Source organism: Marinoscillum furvescens DSM 4134, assembly GCF_003386095.1.
Classification (GTDB): Bacteria; Bacteroidota; Bacteroidia; order Cytophagales; family Cyclobacteriaceae; genus Marinoscillum; species Marinoscillum furvescens.
Genome location: NZ_QREG01000001.1, coordinates 56331 through 81164, shown reverse-complemented (window position 1 = coordinate 81164; position 24834 = coordinate 56331). Strand labels below are relative to the sequence as shown.

The following is a 24834-nucleotide window of genomic DNA, read 5'->3' as shown; positions in this document are numbered from 1 at the left end:
ATCACTTAAAATCACAACGCAATGAAAAAGTTATTTAGCATACTTATAGCCGCCGGATTACTGCTTACTTCGTGTAAAGATGAGGTATTGGATCAGGTGCCTCAGGGCGCACTGGCCGAAGGAGTCGAAGTAGATGAACAAATCATGGACAACCTCATTACGGCTGCTTATTCATCACTAACTGCGCGTTTCATCAATTTACATCATGTCACTTTTCAAGGGCCAACTACCAATTGGATAGCAGATGTGCGGTCTGATGATGCCTACAAAGGTGGTGGAGGGATTGTAGACCAGGTGCCTATTCATCAGGCAGAAACTTATGTGCTCAATCCCACAAATGATTTGGCTTTTAACAAATGGCTGAACCTGACGTGGGCCATAGCCCGTACGAATGTAGCCATTGGTAATCTTCAGGTTTACGAGAATGCAAACTATCCCACAACGACTCGCATGGCGGAGATGCGTTTCTTGCGAGCTCACTTTCATTTTGATCTGGTAAGAAACTTCGGAAATGTGCCCTGGTTGGATGAAGAAGTATTGGGGTCAGAAGCCTCCAACACGGAGTATACTAAACAGGAAATCCTGGAACTCATAGAGGCAGACATGCAGTATGCGTTTGAAAACCTTCCTGAAGAGCAGGAAGAAATAGGACGAGTGAATAAGTATACAGCCGCTGCTTATATGGCGAAGGTACTGGTGGAGCAGCAGAAGTGGAGTGAAGTGCCTAAATACACCGATTTTGTAATCAATAGTGGTAAGTATGCTTTGCTAGACGAATTTGAAGATTTGGCAAGCCTGGATTTTGAAAATAGCGAGGAGATTGTCTTTACTGTGCAGTTTGCCAAGACAGAAAACCTGGACCTGGGGCATAATATTGGCAACATTTTAAATGTTACGTTTAGTAATGCTTACCCCGGAGGTGATGACTTCTACCTGGCTAGTCAAAACCTGGTAAATGCCTTTAAAACTGATGCTGCCGGCTTACCGGTTTTTGAAGGGTTTGACAATGCACCTCATGCTACGGGAGCTTCATACAATGGTCCTGTGGATCCACGTGTAGATTTTAGTGTTGGCCGAAACAACATTCCCTGGAAGCAAAGTGGAGTTTACACTTTTGCCGAATGGGGACGTAGCAACGATTATCCCTACAATTATTCATCTAAAAAGCATCTGATTGATGCCAACGATCCGAGGCTCCATGATGGACTGCCGTGGGCTGCATCAGGTCTCAACTATGCTATCATACGCTATGCAGAGGTTTTGTTGTGGAAAGCTGAAGCACTCATCGAGGGTAACATAGACCTGGAAGAAGCTAGAAATCTCATCAACGAGGTACGGGCGCGTGCTAAAAACAGCACCTATGTGCGCACATTGGATGGAGTTTCCGAAGCTGCCAACTATCAGATTGACCTTTATCCTGCTACGGGATGGACCCAGGATTATGCTCGACAAGCATTGCGTCGCGAACGCAGACTGGAGCTCGCGATGGAAGGACACAGAATGTTTGATCTCAACAGGTGGGGCATCACGGCACAGACCATAAATGAGTACCTAAAGGATGAATTTGAGGTAACTCCATATCTGGAAGGTGTAACGTTTGAGGGGGGAACGCATGAATACTACCCAATCCCTCAGGCTGAAATCGATAAAAATCCTGGGCTCTATAAGCAGAATTCAGGCTATTAACAATCATAAATTCCTATTGCACATTTAATTAAACCATTTTAACACTAAATAATTATGAAGAAGTTACTCGTATCGTACGCTATAGTTCTAGTGGCCATAGTAGGCATAGTGAGCTGTGGAGATAGCAATGATGAACCGGCTCCGCCAGCTCTGGAAATTACCACGATCACGGCTACATCTGGAGATGTTTCTCGCACAGGAGTAGTAGATGCCGCTGCTCAGACGGTTGTTTTTCAGCCATTCGCACCACGTACAGACCTTACTTCAGTGGTGATAGAAGTTACACTGCCAGAAGGGGTGACAGTCTCCCCGGCATCAGGTGTAGCGCAGGATTTCTCATCCGGGCCTGTTACCTATACCATATCCAATGGAGTAGAGGAGCTTGCGTTTGAGGTGACGGTGACAGCAGAGTTTGCCGCTTCTATTGCCTTTGTAGGAGATGCCAATGCTTCGGGAAGCATTACGGAGCCAGATATGGCAGCTGCTTTTGCTTTTCTGTCTACAGAGTTTGGCGAAGACCTGGAGTATATCCCATTCTCTTCTGTGAATGCTGATGCTCTCCAATATATAGAAGTGGTAGTTTACTATCAGGATACTGATAAAGGAAACAACCCTGGTATGTTGGAGGCGATACCAGTGTCAGCACAGGCACAAAGTGTGGTAGATGCCTTTAAAGAATGGCATGCCAATGGAGGAGATTTTGTGCTCGCAGGACACGCTACACAATACCTCAATCAGCTGGGAAGAATTCCTGCCGACGGAGATAAGTCTTATGCAGACAATGGATGGGCACCACGAATCTTTGGTAGTGGTGATGGGTTTGACAATCCAGATCAGTGGGGAATCAATGTCAACTTGAATGTAAATAGTATTGAAACCGTTTCGACTACTGATTGGGATCGTTCTTCGCACCCAATTCTAGAAGGGGCTACCTTTAGTGATGTAGCCAATCCTGCAGAGGGAACGACCTATGATCACCCTATTGTCCCATTGATCGCAGCTGGTTACAAAGAAGATCACAACTCCATGTGGGATATCAATGCAGCACCTATCACTGATCATGTAGATGCTTTTGATAAAGCTGATAAGTGGGAGGCTGCTATGGAGGCTACCATTATCGGTACATGGGGACACGTGGTAGACCTTTGTTGTGGAGCGGTAGTGGAACTTCACCCACGCGCTGCAGCAGCAGGTGAGGGTGCGATCATCGTGATAGGCCCGGCAGCATACGAATGGGAGCAGGATGGTAGTGCCAATGCCTTTGTGGACAACAATGCATCACTTACCGTAAATTCAATAAATTATCTAATGTCGAAATAGACCTTGCTAAGAAGGGCGCCATATTGGCGCCCTCTTATAATTAAAATCAATTCAGCCCTCACAACATGAATTACCGATTACTTGGTGTTTTATTTCTGACCACTACCCAAATCCTCGCGCAGGAAGTTTTTCATCTGAACTTTGATGAAAGTAGTGGGACTGCTACCACCATAGAACAGATTAGTGGGCAGCAGCTTTCGATAAACAATCTCTTTGGCAGGCCAGAGCGAATAGCAAGCCCGTCTGGACAGGCCCTCCGTCTGGATGGTTGGTCTACCTATATACAATCACCAAACTTCCACCTGGCTGGTGTTTCTTCCCAAATGACCGTGGAGGCCTGGTATGCTACCGAGGCATTCAATAAGGAATCTTCATCAATTATCGAGTTATTCAATTCCACTCAAAATGAGGGGTTTTACTTAAGCGTGGGGCCTTATGGTGAACTCAATTTCGGCTTTCATTTAGACCACCAACTATACGTACACAACACACCAAGAAAGCTGACTTCTTACCGGTGGCATCACATTGTAGCGGTGATCAATCTGGAGGAAGGATCTTCTAAAATCTATGTAGACGGTGAGTTATGGTTTTTAGAGCAAAACCTTTCAGCCACTGCTATCAGTACAGGGACTGCCACCTTGTATGTGGGTAAAAGAAGCCTCAATCAGGAAGCAAATGGCTTTCAAGTGAATGTGCTCAATGGGACCCTGGATGATGTGAAGGTGCATGATTATGCTCTGTCCGAGGCTCAGATACAGGGGCGCAATGAGTCAGTAACTGCCCGGGAGGTGGCGTTGACCATTGATCCTCAGGAACGATTTGCCGGTGATCATTTACGGCCCCAGTATCATCCCATGCCCAACAACAGCTGGGCCAATGAACCTTATGGTTTAATGTATTACAAAGGGCTGTACCACCTCTTTTTTCAAAAGAACCCTAATGCGCCACAGCTTTATTTTATGCATTGGGGACATCTGGTAAGTGAAGATCTGGTGCATTGGCGCGAAGTAGAAATTCCTCTGCGCCCGTCTCCCGGTTTTGACAACTTCGGGGTGTGGTCGGGGACATCACTTAAAGACAATTCAGGAACACCGTATCTTTTTTACACCGGAGTGGATGGTGCCAAAGCCGGGATTGGCAGTGCAATTTCAGTTGATGACTCATTGCTCCACTGGGAGGAGCACCCACAAAACCCCTTGATTCCTACTGCACCAACTTCGTTTAGACATTTGGATTTTAGAGACCCATACCTATGGGAGGCTGATGGTACTTACTACATGATTGTGGGTTCCGGTCTGCAGGATCAGGGCGGTGGAATACTTTTTACCTACCGCTCCACCGACCTGGTGAATTGGACAATGATTCCCCGGTTGTATACCAACTCCGATACGGAAACATATGGGGAATTTTGGGAGATGCCTACTTTCAAGCAACTTTCAGAGGATACGTACATGCTGCAATTGCTTCCTACTCCTCAGCCTGGAAAGCCAGCCCGTTCAATATACCTTCTTGGATCATGGGAAAACGAGACCTTTACTCCCTTTACCGAAGAGCCACATTCACTCGAACTATTTGACAGCCACATGCTGGCCCCAGCCTTTGGTGTGGATGATGAAACAGGAGATACGTACATAGGCATTATTCCGGAAGATAGGGACGGGGGAGATCAGATAGCCGCAGGCTGGCGGCAGACATTTAGTGTTCCTCGTCAGGTGAGGCTGCTGGAAGACTCTACGCTTGGACAAATTCCTCACCCAAACCTGTGTCGTCTGCGAAAAAATGAAATGAGAGTAGAAAACCTTAAGCTACAAAACGAAGAGAGGAATAATTTATCCGGATTCCACGGCAATCAGATCGAACTGGAGTTTGACATAAAAGCAGACTCGAATAGTAATTTTATCATACAAGTGCTCAAGCACGAAGATGGCCAGGAGACTACTACCATACGATTTGACTATTCGTTAAATAAAATCATTCTGGATCGCAGACAATCCTCACTGTCTAATACCAAAAAAGATACGCGAATTGGTGATTTCGTTTTCAACCCTTCAGATACGCTAAATATTCGCATTTTTATAGATCACAGTACACTGGAAGTGTTTGTGCAAAATCTTACGGTATTTTCCTCACGGGTATATCCCTCCCGTGCCGACAGTGATTTGGTGGACATTGTGTCCATTTCGGGAGGAGTAGAAGTCATCAAAGCCTCCAAATGGGACATGGCTTCTATGCATGAGACAGCCATACGGGACGAAAGTTGTGTTCCACAAAACTTGCCTGTAAGATTTAATAAACTACCTGAAGTGCCATCAGGACCAAATGACCCACTGGGTGCTCCCCAGAATATGGGATGGCAGGTATATCCTAATCCTGCAGATGATGATTTTCAAATTATTTTTTCGGGTGGTATGTCTGCTGAATACTACCTATATACACTATCTGGTTTACAGGTAATGAGCGGATCGTGTAAAGAAGATATTACAAACATTGATGTACATCATATTCCCGCCGGAATGTATTTACTAACTGCTAGTAGAAACGGCTTTTTTTACTCAGAAAAGCTGCTAATAAAATGATAGATAATAAGGACTAAGGGACGTGACTATGTGAAACTAAAAACCCTTATGATGAAGAATGTAATTATTTCAATTTTGGTGCTATTTTGGGTGAGCCTCTGCTTTGCTCAATCACCATTAGTGTATCTAAAATATGATGAAGCAAGTGGAACTCAGGTAGCTCTAGATGATGCAGGGGGGCTGAGTTTTCAAGTGACTAATACTTTTGATAATCCTGAACGAGTAGGTGGGGTAGCAGGAAATGCGCTACGGACCGATGGGTTTTCCACCTGGGCGAGTAGAGATTTGGCTTATGATTTTCAAAGTGAACTGACTGTGGAAACATGGGTAAGTCTCGAGAGCTATCCGTCGGACCATGAGGTGCCCTATGCAAGCCTCTCCCCTTCAGCTATAATTAGTCAGGTAGATGGTGATCTCGGTTATGAGATTGGTGTCAATACCTTTGGAGTATGGTGGTTTTCTGTCAATATTGATGGACAAAAATATACCTGTCAGGCTCCGGAGCCCTTTCCTCTCTACAGCTGGGTACATGTGGCTGGTGTGGTAGATGGAGCAGCCAGCTCTATAAAGCTTTTCTTGAATGGACAGCAAGTGGCTTCCGCAACTATACCAACAAATGGAGTAGTTCATGAAGCAACTAACCCCCTAATTATTGGTAAAGGGAATAATGATGCTTTTAGTGGTATTTTTTTGATTAATGCGCTAAGTGCGGCCATCGATGAAACTAAAATTTTTGCATCTGCTAAAACGGATTCTATCGTTAGTTCGGAATACCAAAGTATGCAAGCTGATTTGCCTACCACCGGTTTTGAATCACTGATTATTTCGGATTCACGATTCGATCATGATTTGCAGCGCCCATTGTATCATGCCATGCCTCCAGCTAACTGGACCAACGAACCACACGGTTTAGTAGAGTATAATGGTGAGTATCATCTTTTTTATCAGCGTACACCAAATGGCCCATTCAAAACAATGATGCATTGGGGACATATGGTAAGTACTGATTTTGTGAATTGGGAAAACCAGAAAGATGCGCTGTGGCCTACACTAGAGAGTTCACCTACCTCGGGATACGATATGAAAGGAATATGGTCTGGTGATGTGGTGGTTGCAAATGACACGGCACATGCATTTTATACCAACGTAAACCATACAGGACCGTACAACCCGGGAATAGCACATGCCTTCAGTAATGATTTAAGATTGGAAAACTGGACGAAAATGGGTCCAGTGATTGATAAGCAAGGAGTGGCAGATTTTCGCGACCCTTATTTGTGGAAAGAAGGCAATACCTGGCACATGATTATTGGGGCCAAGATGAGTTCTGGTAGGGGAGGGCTGAGTTACTACACCTCTAATGATCTAGCTAACTGGACACTGCAGCCTCAGTTTACTTCACTCGACTTTGAGCAGGTGCCACCTTCTCAATCTTTGTGGGAAATGCCTGTTTTTGAACCCATTGGTGGAGGAAAGCATGTTTTGATCGTTAACCCGATTCCTGGTGACGGATATACCCGAGCAGTATATTGGACCGGTGTTTGGTCAGGAGGAATATTTACGCCTGATTATACGCAACCCAAAAATCTCGACCTCATACATGGCCATCTGTCACCTACCGTAGCACGAAATACTGATGGTGAGCTGGTAGGAATAGGTATCGTAGACGAACGTTGGAATTCCGAAGCACAATTAGAATCAGGATGGTGTCACACCTTTAGCTTGCCCAGAGTTTATTCACTATTGAGCGATGGTGAAACACTTGGGCAAAGACCTGCTCCACAGTTGTCCACTTTGCGGATTCCTGGATCAGAACAGCAAGAGACTAGCCTGGTGGTGACCGGAACACAGAAACTTGATGCTGCAGGCAGGTCAATGGAACTCATTGTGGAATTAGATACAAGTACGACAGCCTCTGCATATGGGGTGAATTTCTATGTATCTGAAGACCGTCAGGAAATCACACGTCTTTACTATGATAAGGTTAATCAAAAGATTGTGTTGGATAAGCTGAAGTCCAGTTTGTCACCAAACTCATTTGAGCGAATGGAGTATGTAGAGGATTATGATGAACAGGTTTTTGGTAAACCCTATAAGTTTCATATTTTCCTTGATCACTCTGCCATAGATGTTTTTATTAACGGAAAAGCTGCCTTCTCCAACAGAGTCTACCCCACTCGGCTCCAAAGCAAAGGAGTGGAACTTTTTTCGGATGGGGGTGCCACGACATTTACTGCTGTTCAAAGCTATAAGCTAGGGCCCAATGGCGAGGATGTCCCCATTGAAGATATTTCATTTATCAAAGAGAATGTGATTTTACCTCTTACGACTACCAAATCATTGGTTGCGTCTATTATGCCAGTTAGTGCCACGAACCAACGACTAATCTGGACATCCAGCAACGAGGAAGTTGTAACAGTAATGGATGGTCAGTTGACCCCTCATAAGAAAGGTACCGCGACGATTACTGCAATGTCATCTAATGGTATGAAAGCCGTTTGTGAAGTCAATGTTTGTGAAGCTCCCAATTATCAGGTTTACGATTTTGAAGAGGGAAATCTTATCGGTTGGACTCGGGTAGGAGATGCGTTTATGGCTGCAGATATAACAACCGATTCCGCCTGGTGGGGAGGTGCCTTTAAGCATGAAGGCAACTATCACCTGCACGGTTTTAAAGATGGTGGAGATGAAGGACTAGGTACTTTGACTACTGCTAACTTTACTTTAGGTGCCGATGGTCAAATAAAGTTGCTGATTGGTGGTGGTAGTGATATCGAAAAACTATTTGTAGGGTTGTACCGAGTATCCGATAGTAACTTGGTAGCTAAGGTGACTGGTAATGATCATGAAACCTATACCGAAAAGTGTATTGATGGTACTGAGGCCCTGGGGGAGGTGTGTTATATTCAAGTGCAGGATAGTTCTTCAGCAGGATTTGGACATGTGAATATCGATAACCTTCGAATACCTGTGCAGTCTGGCTCGCCAGTCTCTGTTACGAGTGTGAGGCTAGAGCAAAATACGTTTTTTATGGCTCCACAAGATACGTCGATCATTCAGGCGTGGGTGAGTCCATCCAATGCCACAAACCAGACCATTCATTGGTCTTCAAGTGATACGGGAGTAGTCACCGTAGATAATTCAGGTTTAGCTACAGCTGTGAGTGAAGGAGAGGCCGTAATTACTGCTACCTCTGACGAAGGTGGATTCACTGCTCAGGGAAGCGTTGTGGTGTCCAATCAACGATACCTCAGCTATAATTTTGAGAATGCAGACCTTTCCGGATGGCAAGTTTCTGGTAGTGCTTTTTCAGTGGGTGACGTTACCAATGCTACAGATTGGGGGTGGGGAGGACCCTTCACGCCAGAGGGAACCTACCACCTTTGGGGAGTGGCAGCAGGTGGAGATCAGCAGACAGGTGTATTGCGTTCTCAGGATTTTGTGCTCGGTGGTGATGGGATTATTTCCTTTTTGATAGGAGGAGGTTTTGATATCAATACAGTATACATCGCTTTGGTGAGGAAGTCTGATGGATTGGAACTGATGAAGGCGACTGGTGATGATAATGACAGTGAAGATTATACCGCCCGGCAATTTGATGCATCAGCTTATGTGGGCGAAGAGCTGTATATAAAGCTAGTAGATAATGCCACAGGTGGTTGGGGACATATCAATCTCGATAATCTGACTATCCCTATCGACAACATACCTACCACAGGTGTAACTTTAGATCATACGAATGTGACCATTACGGTAAACCGAAGTTTTCAATTGGAGGCTAATATTTTACCAGGAAATGCTACCAATCAATCCGTATATTGGGGATCCTCAAATCCTGCTGTTGCACAAGTCATAGCTGGGAAGATTTCAGCTATATCTCCTGGTAGTGCCACGATTACAGCAACCACCGTAGATGGGAATTTTTCTGCCCAGGCTTCGGTGACTGTTCATGCCCAGGACTATCTTTTTTATGATTTTGAGTCAGGTGATCTGGCGGGTTGGACTACCACGGGCAATGCCTTCGTTAATGCAGATGTTACATCAGATTCAAACTGGGGCTGGGGTGGGCCTTTTCATCCACAAGGCCAATACCATCTCTGGAGTGTAAAATCAGGGGCTGATGCCGATACAGGAACTTTGCGGTCAGAGGAATTTGTACTTGATGGTGATGGAGTGATTTCTTTTATGTTAGGGGGTGGTTTTGATATCAATACCGTCTTCTTGGGACTGTATAGAGCCTCCGATGACTTGCTCCTAATGAAAGCGACAGGTGATAATAATGATAGTGAGGATTACACCACTAAACATTTTAGTGCTGAAAACTATGTGGGACAAAAATGCTATTTAAAGGCTGTAGATAATGCTATTGGCGGCTGGGGTCACATTAACCTTGATAGTATACGAATACCAGTAGCGAGTGTGGACGTAACAGGAGTGGACCTTGAAAAGAGTGCATTGACCATGGCAGCCAATACCACCACCCGACTGCAGGCAACTGTGCAGCCTGTAGGGGCAACAAACCAAAAGGTAATTTGGAGTTCGTCAAACACAAGTGTAGCTACTGTAGATCAGTTTGGAAATGTGGAGTCAGTTAATCCTGGGAACACAATTATTTCTGTTACCACTGATGAAGGAGCGTTCGTAGCACAAGCAGACTTAACAGTAGAGGATCAACAATATTTGGTTTACGATTTTGAATCTGGAGACCTGTCAGGTTGGACTACCGTAGGTGGTGCATTCACAGTTGGGGATGTTACCAATGCGACCAATTGGGGATGGGGAGGCCCGTTTAATCCACAAGGTAGCTATCATCTTTGGGGAGTAGCATCTGGAGGAGACGCTGATACAGGTAGTATACAAACTGACGATTTTGTTTTGTGGGGAGATGGTAAAATTACTTTTATGATAGGTGGAGGGTATGATTTCAATACCTTATTTCTCGCCCTTGTTCGAAAGTCTGATGGTGCCATACTCATGAAAGCCACCGGTGACGATAATGACAGTGAGGACTATGTTCAAAAGCAATTAGATGCCTCAATGTTCGTAGGAACTACTTGCTATATGAAGCTTGTGGATAAGGCCACTGGAGGTTGGGGGCATATAAATTTGGATAATTTGAAAATACCAATAAAAGGCAATGCTACAGCTCGTAAAAACTCCGAATATCCAATTAACGACAAACAAAACACCGTTAAAATATATCCCAACCCTGTAGTAGATGTATTATACTTTGATCTGCCTGACAATGATGAATATAAAATGAGTGTTACAGGAATGGATGGTAGAAAATTAATGGAAGGCACATTATGTAATAATGAGTTGGATGTTTCTACGCTGGACACTGGGATGTATCTGATTTACATCACTTCCAAGCACTCGAATCACGTATATAGAATTATAAAACGATAATCTCAAGATGAAATTTAGCATCATACTATTTGCGGTCATGCTCTTAGGGTGTACCGCACACGTCAAAAAGCAACAGCCATCTGTTCAAGCTGATGGAGAGGAGTATCGCCCCCAATACCACTTCACTCCACCTGCTCAGTGGATGAATGACCCAAATGGTATGGTGTATTTCGAGGGAGAGTATCACTTGTTTTACCAGCACTATCCAGATAGCAATGTGTGGGGCCCCATGCACTGGGGGCATGCGGTATCTACCGATATGGTTCACTGGGAGCACCTGCCAATTGCGCTTTATCCAGATTCGCTAGGATACATCTTTAGCGGGAGCGCAGTGGTAGACCGGCATAACACCACTGGTTTTGGTGCCAACGATAAACCCGCTATGGTGGCAATTTATACTTACCATGATCCTGTGGGAGCAAGCGAAGGTCAAATTGATTATCAAACCCAGGGAATAGCCTACAGCCTGGACAAAGGACGCACCTGGACGAAGTATGAAGGCAATCCAGTGCTTCCCAATCCCGGGATTATCGACTACCGGGATCCTAAAGTTTTTTGGTATGACAAAGACCAAAGTTGGCGCATGATACTAGCTGTGAAAGACCGGGTGCATATTTATGCATCACCAGATTTAATCAATTGGGAAAAAAAAAGCGAATTTGGTGCCGAAATAGGAGCTCATGGTGGTGTGTGGGAATGCCCGGATTTATTTGAGCTACCTATAGCTGGTGGCGAGTCTAAATGGGTGATGCTCGTGAGCATTAATCCTGGTGGTCCTCAGGGAGGGTCTGCCACCCAGTATTTTGTAGGAGCGTTTGACGGTGATGTGTTTACTCCAGAAGACGAGCAGACACGATGGTTGGACTATGGAGCAGATAATTATGCTGGGGTTACCTGGTCAGATATTCCTGATAGTGATGGCAGGCGTTTGTTTATCGGATGGATGAGCAATTGGCAGTATGCCAATGTAGTGCCTACATACACCTGGCGCAGTGCGATGACCATTCCGAGGGAGTTGGTGTTGCTCAAGCAAAAAAACAATTACCTGTTGCAATCAAAACCAGTGCAAGAACTGCAGTCACTGATAGTTGGTGAGCAGGCTATGGGATCTGATCTAAAGCTAACCAGTGCAACACAAAAGATAATGGTAAATAAAGTGGCTCAGGGTACCAGAGTAAGCATAAAAAACGCTCAGGGCGAAATGCTGGTCATAGTCATAGAAGAAGAGCAACTGGTAGTCGATCGATCCAAAGCTGGAAAGTCAGCCTTTAGTGACGTATTTGCTGCCAGACATACCGCTTCATTGGGTGACATAGTGCCGGTCACACTGACTGTATATATGGATAGGAGTTCGGTAGAGGTATTTGTCAATGAGGGAGAACTGGTCATGACCAATTTGGTATTTCCAGAGCATAGTTTTGAAAGGGTGCAATTATCCGGCCCTGGCCAAATGAAGATGGTTGCATTGAAAAGTATTTGGGGGGAGCAACAAGAGGAATTATGAGTGCAATGAAAGTACTGGCGTTTGGAGAAGTACTCTGGGATTTTATCGAAGGTGAAAAGCACTTTGGAGGAGCACCGCTCAACTTTGCCGCACATGTAGTGCAGTGTGGTGGCGAATCTGCCATAGTGTCTGCTGTAGGCAAAGATAAACTTGGTGAAGAGGCATTGATGCGAATGAAAGCACTCAATGTGTCCACGAAGTGGGTGCAGCAAAATAACCACACGACCGGACAGGTAATGGTTGTTCTCGAAAATGGCCAGCCGAGCTATCGTATTCGCGAAGATGTAGCCTATGACTACATAGATGCTGAGATGCTAGATATTTCTGATTTTAGAAATTTTAAGGCCTTTTATTTCGGCACCCTGGCTCAACGAAATGAGCAATCGCGCATTGCACTGAACCAGATTATAGGGCAGTCCACATTTGAAACCGTATTTTTTGATGTTAACCTCAGAAAAGGTGGCTTCACGAAAGCAATACTGGAACAGTCCTTTGTATTGTGCACCATTGCCAAAATGAACGATGATGAAGTTGTGGTGATGAGTAAACTGCTTTACGATAAGGTGATGGATATTGGTGGGTTTATAACTCAGCTCCAAACAGATTACCCAAATATCAAGACCTATATCATTACTCGGGGAGGCGAAGGATGTACCATAGTAGAAGGTGCAGTGCGCAGAGAGGTGGAGAGTAAGGCTGCGAAAGTAAAAGACACTGTAGGAGCGGGTGATGCATTTTGTGCGGCATTTCTTACTAGTTACTTGAAAACCGGAGATGCTCTCAAGTCGGCTCGTATGGGCAATTTGGTAGGTGGGTTTGTGGTGTCTGAAAGTGGCGCTGTGCCTTTATATCCACCTGGCCTTAAACGAAAAGTTGAACTGCTTTCTGAGGGCTAGTTTTGTCGGTCTTTCTTACGCCTGGCACGTTTGCGCTGGCGTTGGTTCTTTTTTCGCTGGCGGTCTTTGATCAGCACCGTACGTACCGATACACCTACCTGGTTTTTGATCCATGACTCACGGCCTGCCAGGTTGATGTTGGGCTTATAGTCTAACGACACGCTGAAGCCTAACAGCGTAAGTTCTGCACCTACCATCAGGTCTATGCCTAGCGTTTCATTACCATAAGTGGTGATTACTTCTTGAGTGGAGCTTACTTCTTTCTTGCTTTCTTCGAGTCCGAGGGATGCACCTGCACCTGTAAAGATGGTGAGCCGTTTGGAGAGCAGTGGGTAATGGCGCCGGATCAGTAGGTGTGCGGTATGGTTTCGGCTGAGGTCACTCTGTAGGATGCCCTCAGCGGTGATTCTTTTAAATAGTCGCTGCTCGGCCGTGATACCTATGGTGCGGGTGATGTCATTGCCCAGTCGTAGCCCGAGCGTGGTGCCGTATTTTTGGCTGTAAGCACCCAGTGATGCCAGGATGACGAGTGCCGTCAAAAGTCCCTTCATGTCGTTTCTCTTCCTTAGTCCTCCACGCTAACGGTAAAAGTGAAGATTTCGTGTGTAGGGATTGCGGTATGGTGGAGCGTTTTTAGATCGAAAAATGACGGCCTGCTAACAGTTTGCGCTTGTAGTGCAGCTGTACCAGGCCGGTATCGAATGATTTGGTTTTGATCAGCTCTAGCTGCTGCTCGGGTCTATGATCTTGAAACAAGCGGACACCCTCCCCAAGTAAGATAGGTATGATGGAAATAGTCATTTCATCTACCAGATCTTGTTTTACGAGTTCGTTGACTACCTCTGCGCCCCCATCGCAATAGATGTTTTGGCCATCCCTGGTTTTGAGATCTCGTACAAGGTCCGCTGGATGGCCCGTGTAAAAGGTCGTACGACCACTGCTGGGCCTGGGTGTACGGGTGATGACATACACATCGTGCTTCCCATTGTCGTAGTGTTCGGAACCTATCGCCTTTACCACATAATCGTACGTCTTGCGGCCGATGATGATCGTGTCTACGGTGCTGATAAACTCCATGTAGCCATAATCTTCACCTTCTTTTTCTACGAGTTTGAGAAACTCCAGGTCATCATTTGGCTTGGCAATGTAGCCATCGAGGCTGGTAGCGATGAATAGAGAGAGTTTGCGCATGGAATTAGTTTCAACGAGTCCGGACTAGCGACCAAGTTAATACAATATCGTGGTATTGGAGTGTTTGACTTGTTGGGCAAAATACCGGGTGAAGAGAAAAATGCTGTTGGCGATTATTCGGATGACGAAGCTCTTCCTTACTGGTCTCCAGCTGAGATCGGTCGAATCTGAGGATGCAGCATCTTCTACTCTTGTTTCCTATTTAGGAAACAATTAACTTTATCATAAAAACGCATTGTGAAGGATAAATTTCGCGTAGCATTTCTGGAAGAGGCCGCTGAGTTTATAGAAGAACTCGAGGATAAGGCTCGGGAAAAAATCCTTTTCAATATCTGGAAGTCACGTCGAGTTAACGATAGGGAACTTTTTAAAAAGCTAAAAGGAGAGGTTTGGGAATTTCGAACGCTCTATCGTAAGACTTACTATAGACTTTTTGCTTTTTGGGATAAGTCTGATAAACATGACACTTTGGTTATATCAACACATGGGATGATAAAGAAAACCGGGAAAGTGCCTAAATCTGAAATTGAAAAAGTGGAACGCTTGCGGGTGCAGTATTTTAAGGATAAGAAAAAATGAAGGATATGAAAACTTATTCACTTGAGGAATTAACGGATAAGCACATAGGCAAAAAGGGAACTCGGAAACGAGATGCTTTTGAATATGAGTTGCGTATGGATTTGTTAGGGCAGGCAATAAAAGAGGCCCGCAAGAAACGAAATCTTACACAAGAACAACTCGGTGAACTTGTTGGGGTGAAGAAAGCCCAAATTTCCAAAATTGAGAATAGCTTAACTGATGCCCGATTTGAAACCATTATTAAGGTTTTTCGAGCGCTCAATGCAAAGGTTAATTTTAATGTTGAACTTCTGAATCAGCGCATGGATATCGCATAAGGTATTACTGGCGAATAAATCAAGGTAATCATGTTTGATTTTCACCTTCCCTCCGCCGAGGGGAGGATAGATATACCCGGGGGACGCTTAAAAACACCGGGGACACCTCATAGATCCCGGGGGAAGGGTTAATAATTCGGGGGGAGCAGTCTAGTCGCCTGGGGAAAGGGTAAAGGTCCCGGGGGGAGCCTAAAAAACGCCAGGGGAAAGACAAAAAGTCTCAGGGGAAGATAAAAGTGTCGGGGAGTGGTCAATGGCACTGCGAACGCTGCGGAGGATCAGGATTACTTTTCATTGGATACGAGCGAAACGCTCGCGCCAACGAGGCTTACTACACAATACTCAATGCTAAGCAAGGACCACTCAATGCCTAACAAGCGGCGCTCAATGTACAACAAGGACCCCTCAATGCTAAGCAAGGACCTCTCAACGTCCAACAAGCGGTGCTCAATGCTAAGCAAGGACCTCTCAACGTCCAACAAGTGGTGCTCAATGCTAAGCAAGGACCCCTCAATGCGCAACAAGTGGTGCTCAATGTTTAGCAAGGACTCCTCAATGCGCAACATGAAGCCCTCAATGTTTAGCAAGGACCGCTCAATGTTTAGCAGAGGTGGGTGGGGACCCGTCCTAAAATTACTGGGACCCTGACAGGTTTTGCCTTTGCCGACCTCAAACCTTGAAGGTTTTCAAAACCTCCAGGGTTTATTGGGGATGTTCTGTAACGGAATAGGTTAGTCCTCCCCATCTAAACTTTTGCCTCACCGAAAATTACTCGGTGCCTGGCCTGTCTTTTTCTTAAAGATCCGGCTGAAGTAATGGATGGAGTCAAACCCCAGCTCAAAGGTGATTTCCTTAATGCTCTTGTCGGTAGCGATGATCAGCTCCTTGGCACGCATGATTTTGAGGTCCAGGTAAAACTGATGCGGGGCAATGCCCGTGTAGAGCTTAAAGGCCTTGCGGAAATAGGAATAACTCACCGACTGCTCCCGAGAGAACGCCTGAAAATCCACTTCGCTGTGCACATGCTTCCACATGTAGTCTTTCGCACGACTTACCAGCTGCTCCACGTGTATATTATCGATCAGTCGAGCCTTCTCCTGGGCGGCTACATAGCCCAGCAGTTTTAGAATCAGTCCCGAAGCGATCTGATGGTAGGCTGGCTTTTGTTCGGCTACCAGGTCATGGATTTTCTGGTAAGTATCTATAAACTCCATCTGGTTTTCACTGTAGTGCACAGATGCGTGGTGTTGCCCAAAAGTACTCGCAATGAAATGCGCTGCCAGATGCCCATTGAAACCTACATAATATTCCGTCCAGCCAGTCGCCGGGTCGGGGCGATACCGGTGGCGGATGTCCGGCTCCACGAGCAGCAGTGTTCCGGGCTTCACGTCATAGCTGCCATGTGCAGTTTCATAATGTCCAAATCCATCCGAAATGAAAATGAGCTGGTACTCACTCAGCACCCTCCCGGACTCCCATTCAAAGAAGTACCCCGATGGATGAGCTTTTTGAGGATAAACAGACCCTGGAGCGGCGGTGTGCCTGCCGCTCACCGTCAGGTATAGCCCCCACTGCTTGTCCTCAGGGCTGGAGGTAGTGTAGGAAAAATAGTCATTCATAAGCTCATGTCAAAAAGTGCAAACGTAATGCCATTTGATGCAAAAACATATGATTATAACACTCTAAATTCGTTTTACTGAAAAATCAGCAAAATCAAAATAAGTAATTAAGGACGTATTAGACGATTTCAAATAGTAGTAAGATGAAGTTAAAAGAATTCAAACACGTAGACTATCTCTGGGATGATGCCCAGGCAGATAAATTGGGAGACGATCAGGTAGCACTTTTCTTGTACCGATCCAATATCCTTGGTCAGGACCTGCGCATCACCAACTATGGTGGGGGCAACACTTCCTGCAAGACCATGGAAAAGGACCCGCTGACGGGTGAAGAACGCGAAGTGCTGTGGGTAAAAGGTTCTGGAGGAGATATCGGAACGCTTACCAGAGACGGAATTGCAGGCTTGTATACAGACAAGATCAGAAACCTGAAAAACGCCTACCGTGGTATTGAGTTTGAAGACGAAATTGTACCCCTTTACTACCACTGTCTGCACGATCTGGACAGCCGCGCACCTTCTATCGATACGCCGCTACACGGATTGTTGCCATTCAAGCACATCGATCACCTGCACCCCGATGCATTGATCGCCGTGGCTGCCGCCAAAGACAGTGAGGCCATCACCAAAGAAATCTGGGGAGACACCATGGGTTGGGTTCCCTGGCAGCGTCCCGGTTTCGACCTGGGCCTACAGCTGGAAAAATGCCTCAATGACAATCCGGGTATCCGCGGTATCGTGCTGGGAAGCCACGGACTGTTTACCTGGGGAGACACCAGCTATGAGTGTTACATGAACAGCCTCGAAGTGATCGAAGCTGCATCCAGCTATATCGCTGAGCGCGAAGGTGCCAAAGGGCCTGTATTTGGAGGTTCGCGCATCGAAAGCCTTCAAGGTGATCAGCGCAAAGCTCAAGCGTCACAACTTGCGCCGGTATTGCGAGGGCTTTGCTCTAGCTACAACAAAATGATCGGTCACTTCACCGATGACGAACGGGTGCTTCAGTTTGTGAATAGCAACGACCTGGACCGACTGGCACCACTGGGTACTTCATGTCCTGACCACTTCCTGCGTACGAAGATCCAGCCTTTGGTGCTTGAAATCGCACCTGATGAGGACCTTTCAGATCCAGCAGCCATCAAAGAGAAAATCACACCTGCTTTTGAGCAATACAGAAAAGAATACGAAGCATACTACCAAAACTGTAAGCGCGACAATAGCCCGGCTATGCGTGACCCGAACCCTGTAGTGATCCTTTACCCGGGTGTGGGCATGTTTACGTTTGCCAAAAACAAGCAGACCGCTCGCGTGGCATCTGAGTTTTACATCAATGCTATCAATGTGATGCGTGGTGCAGAGGCCATCACCGAGTATACCGCACTTCCCCGTCAGGAAGCCTTCGATATCGAATACTGGCTGCTCGAGGAAGACAAGCTCAAGCGTATGCCTCCGGAAAAGCCCCTTTCACGAAGAGTGGCTATCATCACCGGTGCAGGTGGTGGTATTGGCAAAGCCATTGCTGATAAACTGGCTGCAGAGGGTGCCAATGTATTTCTCACAGATATAGACGATGACCGTCTGCAGGTGGCAAACGCTACTTACAAAAGAGATATTTCGGCTTATGGTGTATGCGACGTGTCTGACGAAAGCTCCATCGACAAGGCTTATAAGCAAGCAAGTCTCGAGTTTGGAGGGGTAGATATTGTGGTGCATTCGGCAGGTCTGGCGATTTCCAAGCCATTGGAAGATACTACACTCAAAGACTGGAACATCCTCCAAGATGTACTGGTAAAAGGTCAGTTTAACATGGCCAAAAAAGGTGTGGAGATCATGAAAACGCAAGGTTTTGGTGGCGATATCGTCAACATAGCCAGTAAGAATGGACTCGTAGCAGGTAAAAACAATGTAGGCTATGGCACGGCCAAAGCTGCACAGCAACACATGACAAGGTTGCTGGCTGCTGAGCTCGGCCCTCACAAGATCCGCGTAAATACCGTAAACCCTGATGGGGTGATCGTAGGTAGCAAAATCTGGGAAGGCGAATGGGCTGAAGGTAGAGCAAAAGCCTATGGTATCACCGTGGAGGAGCTTCCGGCATTTTATGCGAAGCGAAACCTGATGAATGAAATCATCCGTCCTGAGGATATTGCCAATGGTGTTTTTGCCGTGACAGCCATACTGGACAAGAGTACCGGCAATACGATCAACGTAGATGGTGGAATGGCTGAAGCTTTTGTAAGATAATGCGAATTAGCAAAGAACATATAGCCGCTCACAACGAGGAGCATCAGGCAGATAACGAAGCGCACTTAGCTTTTTTAGACGCGCAGTTGAGTAAGCAGGGAGTCACACTCTCCCTGTTGCTTGATCAGCTGAAAGACTTTCAGGTAGCCATCCCTAGCTGGGCACTGGGTGCCGGAGGTACGCGCTTCGGGAGATTTTCGATTGGTGGGGAGCCAGGTAGTCTGGAGGATAAACTGGATGACGTAGGTGTGATCCATGCACTTACTCAGACTGCAGGAGCCATTTCACTGCACATTCCGTGGGATATTCCCAAAGACACAGCCGCGATCAAGCAACGTGCGGAGGAGCATGGGATTGTTTTTGATGCCATGAATTCCAACACCTTTCAGGATCAGCAGGGGCAGCCGTTTAGTTACAAACACGGCTCGCTGAGCAATTCTGAAAAAGCAAGCAGACAGCTGGCAATTGATCACAACATCGAGGTGATCCAGTATGGACAGGAGCTGGGTAGCAATGCACTCACCGTATGGTTGGCAGACGGAGCATCTTTTCCGGGACAAAACAATTTCCGAAAGGCGCTACAAAACACGCAGGAGTCCCTGCATGAAATCTACAGCCACCTGCCACAAGACTGGAAGCTACTGGTAGAGTATAAGCCATACGAGCCTAACTTCTACTCCACGGTCATCCAGGATTGGGGTACCTCGCTCATGCTAGCCGAAGGCTGTGGAGAACGAGCACACACGCTGGTGGATTTAGGACATCACCTGCCCAATACCAACATTGAGCAAATTGTAGCTACCTTGATGGCCAAAGGCCGTCTTGGAGGTTTTCACTTCAATGATAGCAAGTATGGTGACGATGACCTTACCTGTGGTAGCATCAAGCCTTATCAGCTGTTTTTGATTTTCAATGAGCTGGTATATGGTATGCAAAACAATGATGCAGGGAATCCTCCACTGGCCTGGATGATCGATGCCAGCCACAATGTGAAAGACCCGATCGAGGACCTGATGCAGTCACTGGAAGCCATTAGCATCGCCTATGCGCAGGCCTTGCTGGTAGATCAGCAGGCGCTGGAAGAAGCACAGCGCAATCATGATGTGACCATGTGTCAGGAAATCTTGCAGCGAGCCTACCGTACCGATGTGCGCCCCATAGTGGCGGCCGCTCGTGCCATGGCAGGTGGAGCGCTAGATCCTCTGGGGCTGTATCGCAAGCTGGATGTGCGTGGACAACTGATAGGAGAGCGAGGTAAAACAGTGGTAGCTACAGGATTGTAATCCATGAAAGTAACGGCAGTATTTGATATAGGTAAAACCAACAAAAAGTTTGTGCTTTTTGATCAGCAGCTCAATGAGCTTCACAAGGAGTACATCACCATTCCTGAAATACAGGATGAAGATGGTGATCCATGCGATGATTTGGAAGCCATTGTATCCTGGATGCATGCACAGCTCGATCCGGTGCTGGCTGCTGAGCATTACGACCTTCAGTCGATTAATTACTCAACATACGGCGCTAGTCTGGTTCATTTAGATGAATCAGGCCGGCCCGTAAGTTGTTTATACAATTACCTCAAGCCGTATCCACCGGAATTGCTGGATCAATTTTATAGTGATTACGGACCTAAAGCGCAACTAGCTGCTGCAACAGCATCACCACAAATGGCGATGCTCAATTCCGGCATGCAGCTTTATTGGCTCAAGCATCGAAAGCCTGAAGTTTTTAAGAAAATTCATCGATCGCTACATTTCCCTCAGTACCTCAGTTATGTGTTTTCTGGTCAGCAATTCAGTGAGTATACGAGCATTGGTTGCCATACCAATCTTTGGGATTTTGCCCAAAATGACTACCATCAGTGGGTGAAGGCAGAAGGATTGGATCAGCTGATGGCGCCTATTGCGGAGCATCAGTGGGTCAGTGCTCACCTTGGCGGAAAAGAGGTACAGGTAGGTGTGGGCATTCATGACAGTTCGGCGGCCTTGCTGCCTTACCTCAAGATGAGTGAGGAGCCTTTCGTATTGCTTTCTACGGGCACATGGAGCATTGCCATGAATCCATTTAGTGAGGAGCAGCTTACTGAGCAGCACCTGGCCAGCGACTGCCTCAATTTTCTTCGGACAGATGGAGCACCCGTTCGGGTGTCCAGGCTTTTTCTAGGAAGTGAGTATAGCCATCAGGTGCAGGTATTGGCGGATCATTATGGGGTGTCTGAGGACCGGCACAAGCAGGTCACTTTCGAACCATCGCTGATCAAAGAAATGCCTCGCAGGTTTCGCATGGAGATATTAGATCGAGGCACAATTCCCAATCCGGAGCAGACCGATTTAACGGGCATCGCCACGTATGAAGCGGCCTATCATCAGTTGATGGTGGAGCTGGTAGAGGTGCAGGTGGCTCAGCTCCAGCTGGCATTGGAAGGAGCAGCTATCGCAAAAATCTATATCGACGGGGGATTTGCAGACAATCAGGTGTTTGTGCAGTTATTGCAAAATGCCTTTCCCCATCTGGAAATACGGACCATCTCCGCTCCGCTGGGATCTTCGCTGGGTGCGGCCCTGGAGGTTGCAGATGAAGCACTGAATAGTGATTTTTATAGCCAGTATTTTCTAAACGAAAGCCATTAACCTCCACACATGAAAGAATATATCAACTCCAACTACCCGGATATTCCTTACCTACGAGAGCGAGCTCGCAAACGCATTCCGCGATTTGCATTCGAATACCTGGATGGAGGCTGCAATGCAGAGGTAAACCTCAAGCGCAACACGGATGAAATCCGCGACTTGCAGCTCAAACCCTATTACTTACGGGAGGTGATCAACCCGTCGCTGGAGGTGGAGCTAATGGGCAAAACCTATGCGGCACCTTTTGGTATTGCTCCTATAGGTTTGCAGGGGCTTATGTGGCCCCGGGCATCGGAGATTTTGGCCAAAGCCGCTTTTGAGCATAACATCCCTTACATACTGAGTACGGTAGGTACTGCCAGTCTGGAAAAAATCAGTGAGATCACCGAGGGAAATGCCTGGTTTCAGCTGTATCACCCAGCAGAGGATAGCCTGCGCAAGGACCTGCTCGACCGGGCAGCGGCAGCAGAGTATCCGGTATTGGTGGTGCTGGCGGATGTGCCCACATTTGGGTACCGATCCAAGGAGATCATCAATGGACTTTCTATACCTCCAAAGCTTACCCTTCGAAACATCCTGCAAATCATGGGATGCCCCAAATGGGCTATACATACTTTGCTGGCAGGTACTCCGGAGTTTAAGACCCTCAAGCCCTACATCCCCAAAGGGATGAGCCTCAAGCACCTGGGGCTTTTTATGAATAAGACTTTTGATGGGCGGCTAAATGAAGACCGCCTGAAAGCCATTCGTGATCAGTGGAAAGGAAAGCTGGTGATGAAAGGCGTGGCTAGCACCGAGGATGTGGAGAAATGCGTAAAACTCGGCCTGGATGGCGTCATCGTCTCCAATCACGGCGGACGTCAGCTCGATCATGGGGAGTCTTCCATCGGCGCTTTGCATCCTATCGTGGAGCAGTACAAGGACCAAATAGCCATCATGATGGATAGTGGCATCCGTACAGGGCCAGACATTGCCTCCAGCCTTGCGGCTGGAGCGGAGTTTGCCTTTTTGGGCAGGTCCTTTATGTATGGAGTATCTGCGTTGGGAAGCAGGGGAGGAGATCACACCATTTCTATCCTCAAAAAACAACTTTATCAGGTCATGAGCCAGCTGTGCTGTGCGCAGCCTCAGGAGCTTAGCCATCACCTGATCAAATCTTAATTTTTAAACCGTTTCACATTAACCTATACCATGGAAGAACAACAAGCAGTAAGCAGCGGAGAGTTTGAAAGAGAACCTGTCCCACAGTCGAAGCTCAAAAGCTGGAAGAATTTTTTGGGCATGTATGCCGGTGAGCATGCTGCCGGTACCGAGTTTGTCATTGGTCCATTGTTTCTGACCACTGGCGTCAGTGCTTTTGACCTGATCATTGGGCTGCTGGTAGGCAACCTGCTGGCCGTACTTTCCTGGAGATTTCTTACTGCCGAAGTGGCGGTGAAGCACCGGCTTACTTTGTATTATCAGCTGGAAAAGATCTGTGGCAAAAAGCTTGTGAGTATTTACAACCTGGCCAATGGGGTGCTGTTTTGCTTCCTGGCCGGGTCGATGATCACCGTTTCGGCTACAGCTGTAGGAGTGCCGTTTGATATGCAGATGCCACGCCTTACTGATACCATGCCCAACAGCTTTACCTGGGTGGTTATCGTGCTGGCTGTGGGAGCGGTGATATCCATCATTGCGGCTCGTGGCTATGATACGGTTGCCAAAGCTGCCAATTTCATGGCTCCGGTCATTGTGCTGGGTTTTGTAGCGGCGGGCATCGTTGCGCTGGTGCAGCTAGAAGTAGGTTCTTTTGCAGATTTCTGGAACATCTGGGGTGAAGGTTCGGAGCCCTTCCCTGGTCAGATCAAATACACCATCTGGCACGTGATCTTTTGGTCGTGGTTTGCCAATGGCGCCATGCACATAGGGATGTCGGATTTGTCTGTATTTCGTTTTGCCAAATCTCCACAGGCTGGCTGGACCACCGCTGCAGGTATGTATGTGGGCCACTACATGGCTTGGGTCGCTGCAGCTCTGCTGTATGCGGTGTACTTGCAGTCTCCTGATGTACAGCAGCTTTTGCAGTCCGGTCAGGCACCGTCTGTGGCACCGGGTCCCCTGGCTTACAATGCTATCGGGATCTTCGGGATCGTTGTGGTGGTATTGGCAGGCTGGACCACAGCCAACCCTACCATCTATCGGGCAGGACTGGCTTTCCAGGCGATCTTGCCCAGGCTGTCTACGTTTTGGGTGACCATCGTGGCTGGTACAGTGGCGACCATCGCTGGTTTGTTCCCCGCCTTTGCGATGAAACTCCTCGATTTTGTGGCGCTATATGGATTTATTTTGGCACCAATGGGAGCGGTGATTGTGTTTGACCACTTTTTTATCAACGGCACCAGGCTCCAGGCCACTACCAAATCCTTCGATGTGAAAGTCTTCGGTGCGTGGGTGGTATCTGCCGTGGTTTTCTACTTTGTGTCCGTATACTTCGGTGTATTCCTGTCGTACCTCACCCTCCCGGCGTGGTTGGCATGTGGAGTGCTCTATTATGTGATGAAAAAGAAGTAGTGGAGGAGGTGTAGCACTCTTGTCAAAACTGGTAGGAGTGTGTTTGCATGTAACAAACAATGGAGTGTGGTATTCAAGCGGGTTCAGTCTTCCAATCGCCCCAATTTGTACCTGAAAGGAACGTTTTTCTATGAAATTACGAGATTCCCCCCTCCATATTACGAATTTTCGAGTACTCTGCGTCTGTATGTTCACCTACTTTTGATACCTCGATAAGAGATCTAAATGCTGGCGAGGTGCTGCTGCAGCTTGACCAGTTTTCGGATTGACTATCGACTAAATCAGTGAAATTATAAATCAAAAAACCTAAA

Annotated in this window: 16 protein-coding genes; 13 read left to right on the top strand and 3 right to left on the bottom strand. The window is 46.8% G+C overall.

Annotation, left to right across the window (positions count from 1 at the left end):
* Positions 1–21: 21 nt before the first annotated feature.
* The 6 genes from C7460_RS00275 (at position 22) to C7460_RS00250 (ending at position 13391) form a co-directional block, all read left to right on the top strand.
* Positions 22–1686, top strand: coding sequence for a RagB/SusD family nutrient uptake outer membrane protein (locus C7460_RS00275; RefSeq protein WP_115866061.1), 1665 nt, complete (start codon positions 22–24; stop codon positions 1684–1686).
* Between the two features lie 54 nt (positions 1687–1740).
* On the top strand, positions 1741–3006 hold the full coding sequence (locus tag C7460_RS00270; RefSeq protein WP_115866060.1) for a DUF4960 domain-containing protein: 1266 nt from the start codon (positions 1741–1743) through the stop codon (positions 3004–3006).
* 65 nt (positions 3007–3071) lie between these two features.
* Positions 3072–5582, top strand: a complete 2511-nt coding sequence (locus tag C7460_RS00265; RefSeq protein WP_115866059.1) for a GH32 C-terminal domain-containing protein — start codon at positions 3072–3074, stop codon at positions 5580–5582.
* A gap of 48 nt (positions 5583–5630) precedes the next feature.
* Positions 5631–10991 carry an Ig-like domain-containing protein gene (locus tag C7460_RS00260; protein WP_115866058.1) on the top strand — a complete coding sequence of 1787 codons (5361 nt, stop codon included), beginning with the start codon at positions 5631–5633 and terminating at the stop codon, positions 10989–10991.
* 7 nt (positions 10992–10998) lie between these two features.
* On the top strand, positions 10999–12495 hold the full coding sequence (locus tag C7460_RS00255) for a glycoside hydrolase family 32 protein (protein ID WP_115866057.1): 1497 nt from the start codon (positions 10999–11001) through the stop codon (positions 12493–12495).
* Entirely contained in the window at positions 12492–13391 is a 900-nt protein-coding gene (locus tag C7460_RS00250; protein ID WP_115866056.1) for a PfkB family carbohydrate kinase, read from the top strand. The genes C7460_RS00255 and C7460_RS00250 overlap by 4 nt, the downstream gene beginning before the upstream one ends.
* Here the strand turns inward: C7460_RS00250 and C7460_RS00245 are convergent.
* Positions 13388–13942, bottom strand: coding sequence for a hypothetical protein (locus C7460_RS00245; protein WP_115866055.1), 555 nt, complete (start codon positions 13940–13942; stop codon positions 13388–13390). The genes C7460_RS00250 and C7460_RS00245 overlap by 4 nt on opposite strands.
* 82 nt (positions 13943–14024) lie before the next feature.
* Positions 14025–14582 carry a dihydrofolate reductase family protein gene (locus C7460_RS00240; protein WP_115866054.1) on the bottom strand — a complete coding sequence of 186 codons (558 nt, stop codon included), beginning with the start codon at positions 14580–14582 and terminating at the stop codon, positions 14025–14027.
* A gap of 237 nt (positions 14583–14819) precedes the next feature.
* On the opposite strand from C7460_RS00240, the gene C7460_RS00235 reads away from it, so the two are divergent.
* Complete coding sequence (locus tag C7460_RS00235; RefSeq protein WP_115866053.1) at positions 14820–15161, top strand: type II toxin-antitoxin system RelE/ParE family toxin; 342 nt, start codon at positions 14820–14822, stop codon at positions 15159–15161.
* Between the two features lie 5 nt (positions 15162–15166).
* Complete coding sequence (locus tag C7460_RS00230; RefSeq protein ID WP_115866499.1) at positions 15167–15478, top strand: helix-turn-helix domain-containing protein; 312 nt, start codon at positions 15167–15169, stop codon at positions 15476–15478.
* Between the two features lie 758 nt (positions 15479–16236).
* On the opposite strand, the gene C7460_RS00225 is transcribed toward C7460_RS00230, so the two are convergent.
* On the bottom strand, positions 16237–17097 hold the full coding sequence (locus tag C7460_RS00225; protein WP_115866052.1) for a helix-turn-helix transcriptional regulator: 861 nt from the start codon (positions 17095–17097) through the stop codon (positions 16237–16239).
* Between the two features lie 143 nt (positions 17098–17240).
* On the opposite strand from C7460_RS00225, the gene C7460_RS00220 reads away from it, so the two are divergent.
* From C7460_RS00220 to C7460_RS00200, 5 genes are read left to right on the top strand one after another with little or no spacing between them, the layout of a single operon-like run.
* The gene (locus C7460_RS00220) at positions 17241–19340 is read left to right on the top strand and encodes a bifunctional aldolase/short-chain dehydrogenase (RefSeq protein WP_115866051.1); all 2100 of its coding nucleotides are present in this window, start codon (positions 17241–17243) and stop codon (positions 19338–19340) included.
* Positions 19340–20623 carry a TIM barrel protein gene (locus C7460_RS00215; protein WP_115866050.1) on the top strand — a complete coding sequence of 428 codons (1284 nt, stop codon included), beginning with the start codon at positions 19340–19342 and terminating at the stop codon, positions 20621–20623. Before C7460_RS00220 ends, C7460_RS00215 begins: the two co-directional genes overlap by 1 nt.
* A gap of 3 nt (positions 20624–20626) precedes the next feature.
* Positions 20627–21970, top strand: coding sequence for an FGGY-family carbohydrate kinase (locus C7460_RS00210; protein WP_115866049.1), 1344 nt, complete (start codon positions 20627–20629; stop codon positions 21968–21970).
* Between the two features lie 9 nt (positions 21971–21979).
* The gene (locus C7460_RS00205) at positions 21980–23131 is read left to right on the top strand and encodes an alpha-hydroxy acid oxidase (protein WP_115866048.1); all 1152 of its coding nucleotides are present in this window, start codon (positions 21980–21982) and stop codon (positions 23129–23131) included.
* Positions 23132–23161: 30 nt separating this feature from the next.
* Entirely contained in the window at positions 23162–24523 is a 1362-nt protein-coding gene (locus C7460_RS00200) for a purine-cytosine permease family protein (protein WP_115866047.1), read from the top strand.
* Positions 24524–24834: the final 311 nt, after the last annotated feature.

Excerpts from the sequence above, each read along its gene's own strand:
- C7460_RS00230 (WP_115866499.1), top strand. The coding sequence starts at position 15,167 with ATGAAAACTTATTCACTTGAGGAATTAACGGATAAGCACATAGGCAAA.
- C7460_RS00250 (WP_115866056.1), top strand. The coding sequence starts at position 12,492 with ATGAGTGCAATGAAAGTACTGGCGTTTGGAGAAGTACTCTGGGATTTT.
- C7460_RS00200 (WP_115866047.1), top strand. The coding sequence starts at position 23,162 with ATGGAAGAACAACAAGCAGTAAGCAGCGGAGAGTTTGAAAGAGAACCT.
- C7460_RS00245 (WP_115866055.1), bottom strand. The coding sequence starts at position 13,942 with ATGAAGGGACTTTTGACGGCACTCGTCATCCTGGCATCACTGGGTGCT.
- C7460_RS00270 (WP_115866060.1), top strand. The coding sequence starts at position 1,741 with ATGAAGAAGTTACTCGTATCGTACGCTATAGTTCTAGTGGCCATAGTA.
- C7460_RS00205 (WP_115866048.1), top strand. The coding sequence starts at position 21,980 with ATGAAAGAATATATCAACTCCAACTACCCGGATATTCCTTACCTACGA.
- C7460_RS00225 (WP_115866052.1), bottom strand. The coding sequence starts at position 17,097 with ATGAATGACTATTTTTCCTACACTACCTCCAGCCCTGAGGACAAGCAG.
- C7460_RS00275 (WP_115866061.1), top strand. The coding sequence starts at position 22 with ATGAAAAAGTTATTTAGCATACTTATAGCCGCCGGATTACTGCTTACT.
- C7460_RS00215 (WP_115866050.1), top strand. The coding sequence starts at position 19,340 with ATGCGAATTAGCAAAGAACATATAGCCGCTCACAACGAGGAGCATCAG.
- C7460_RS00255 (WP_115866057.1), top strand. The coding sequence starts at position 10,999 with ATGAAATTTAGCATCATACTATTTGCGGTCATGCTCTTAGGGTGTACC.
- C7460_RS00210 (WP_115866049.1), top strand. The coding sequence starts at position 20,627 with ATGAAAGTAACGGCAGTATTTGATATAGGTAAAACCAACAAAAAGTTT.
- C7460_RS00240 (WP_115866054.1), bottom strand. The coding sequence starts at position 14,582 with ATGCGCAAACTCTCTCTATTCATCGCTACCAGCCTCGATGGCTACATT.
- C7460_RS00265 (WP_115866059.1), top strand. The coding sequence starts at position 3,072 with ATGAATTACCGATTACTTGGTGTTTTATTTCTGACCACTACCCAAATC.
- C7460_RS00220 (WP_115866051.1), top strand. The coding sequence starts at position 17,241 with ATGAAGTTAAAAGAATTCAAACACGTAGACTATCTCTGGGATGATGCC.
- C7460_RS00260 (WP_115866058.1), top strand. The coding sequence starts at position 5,631 with ATGATGAAGAATGTAATTATTTCAATTTTGGTGCTATTTTGGGTGAGC.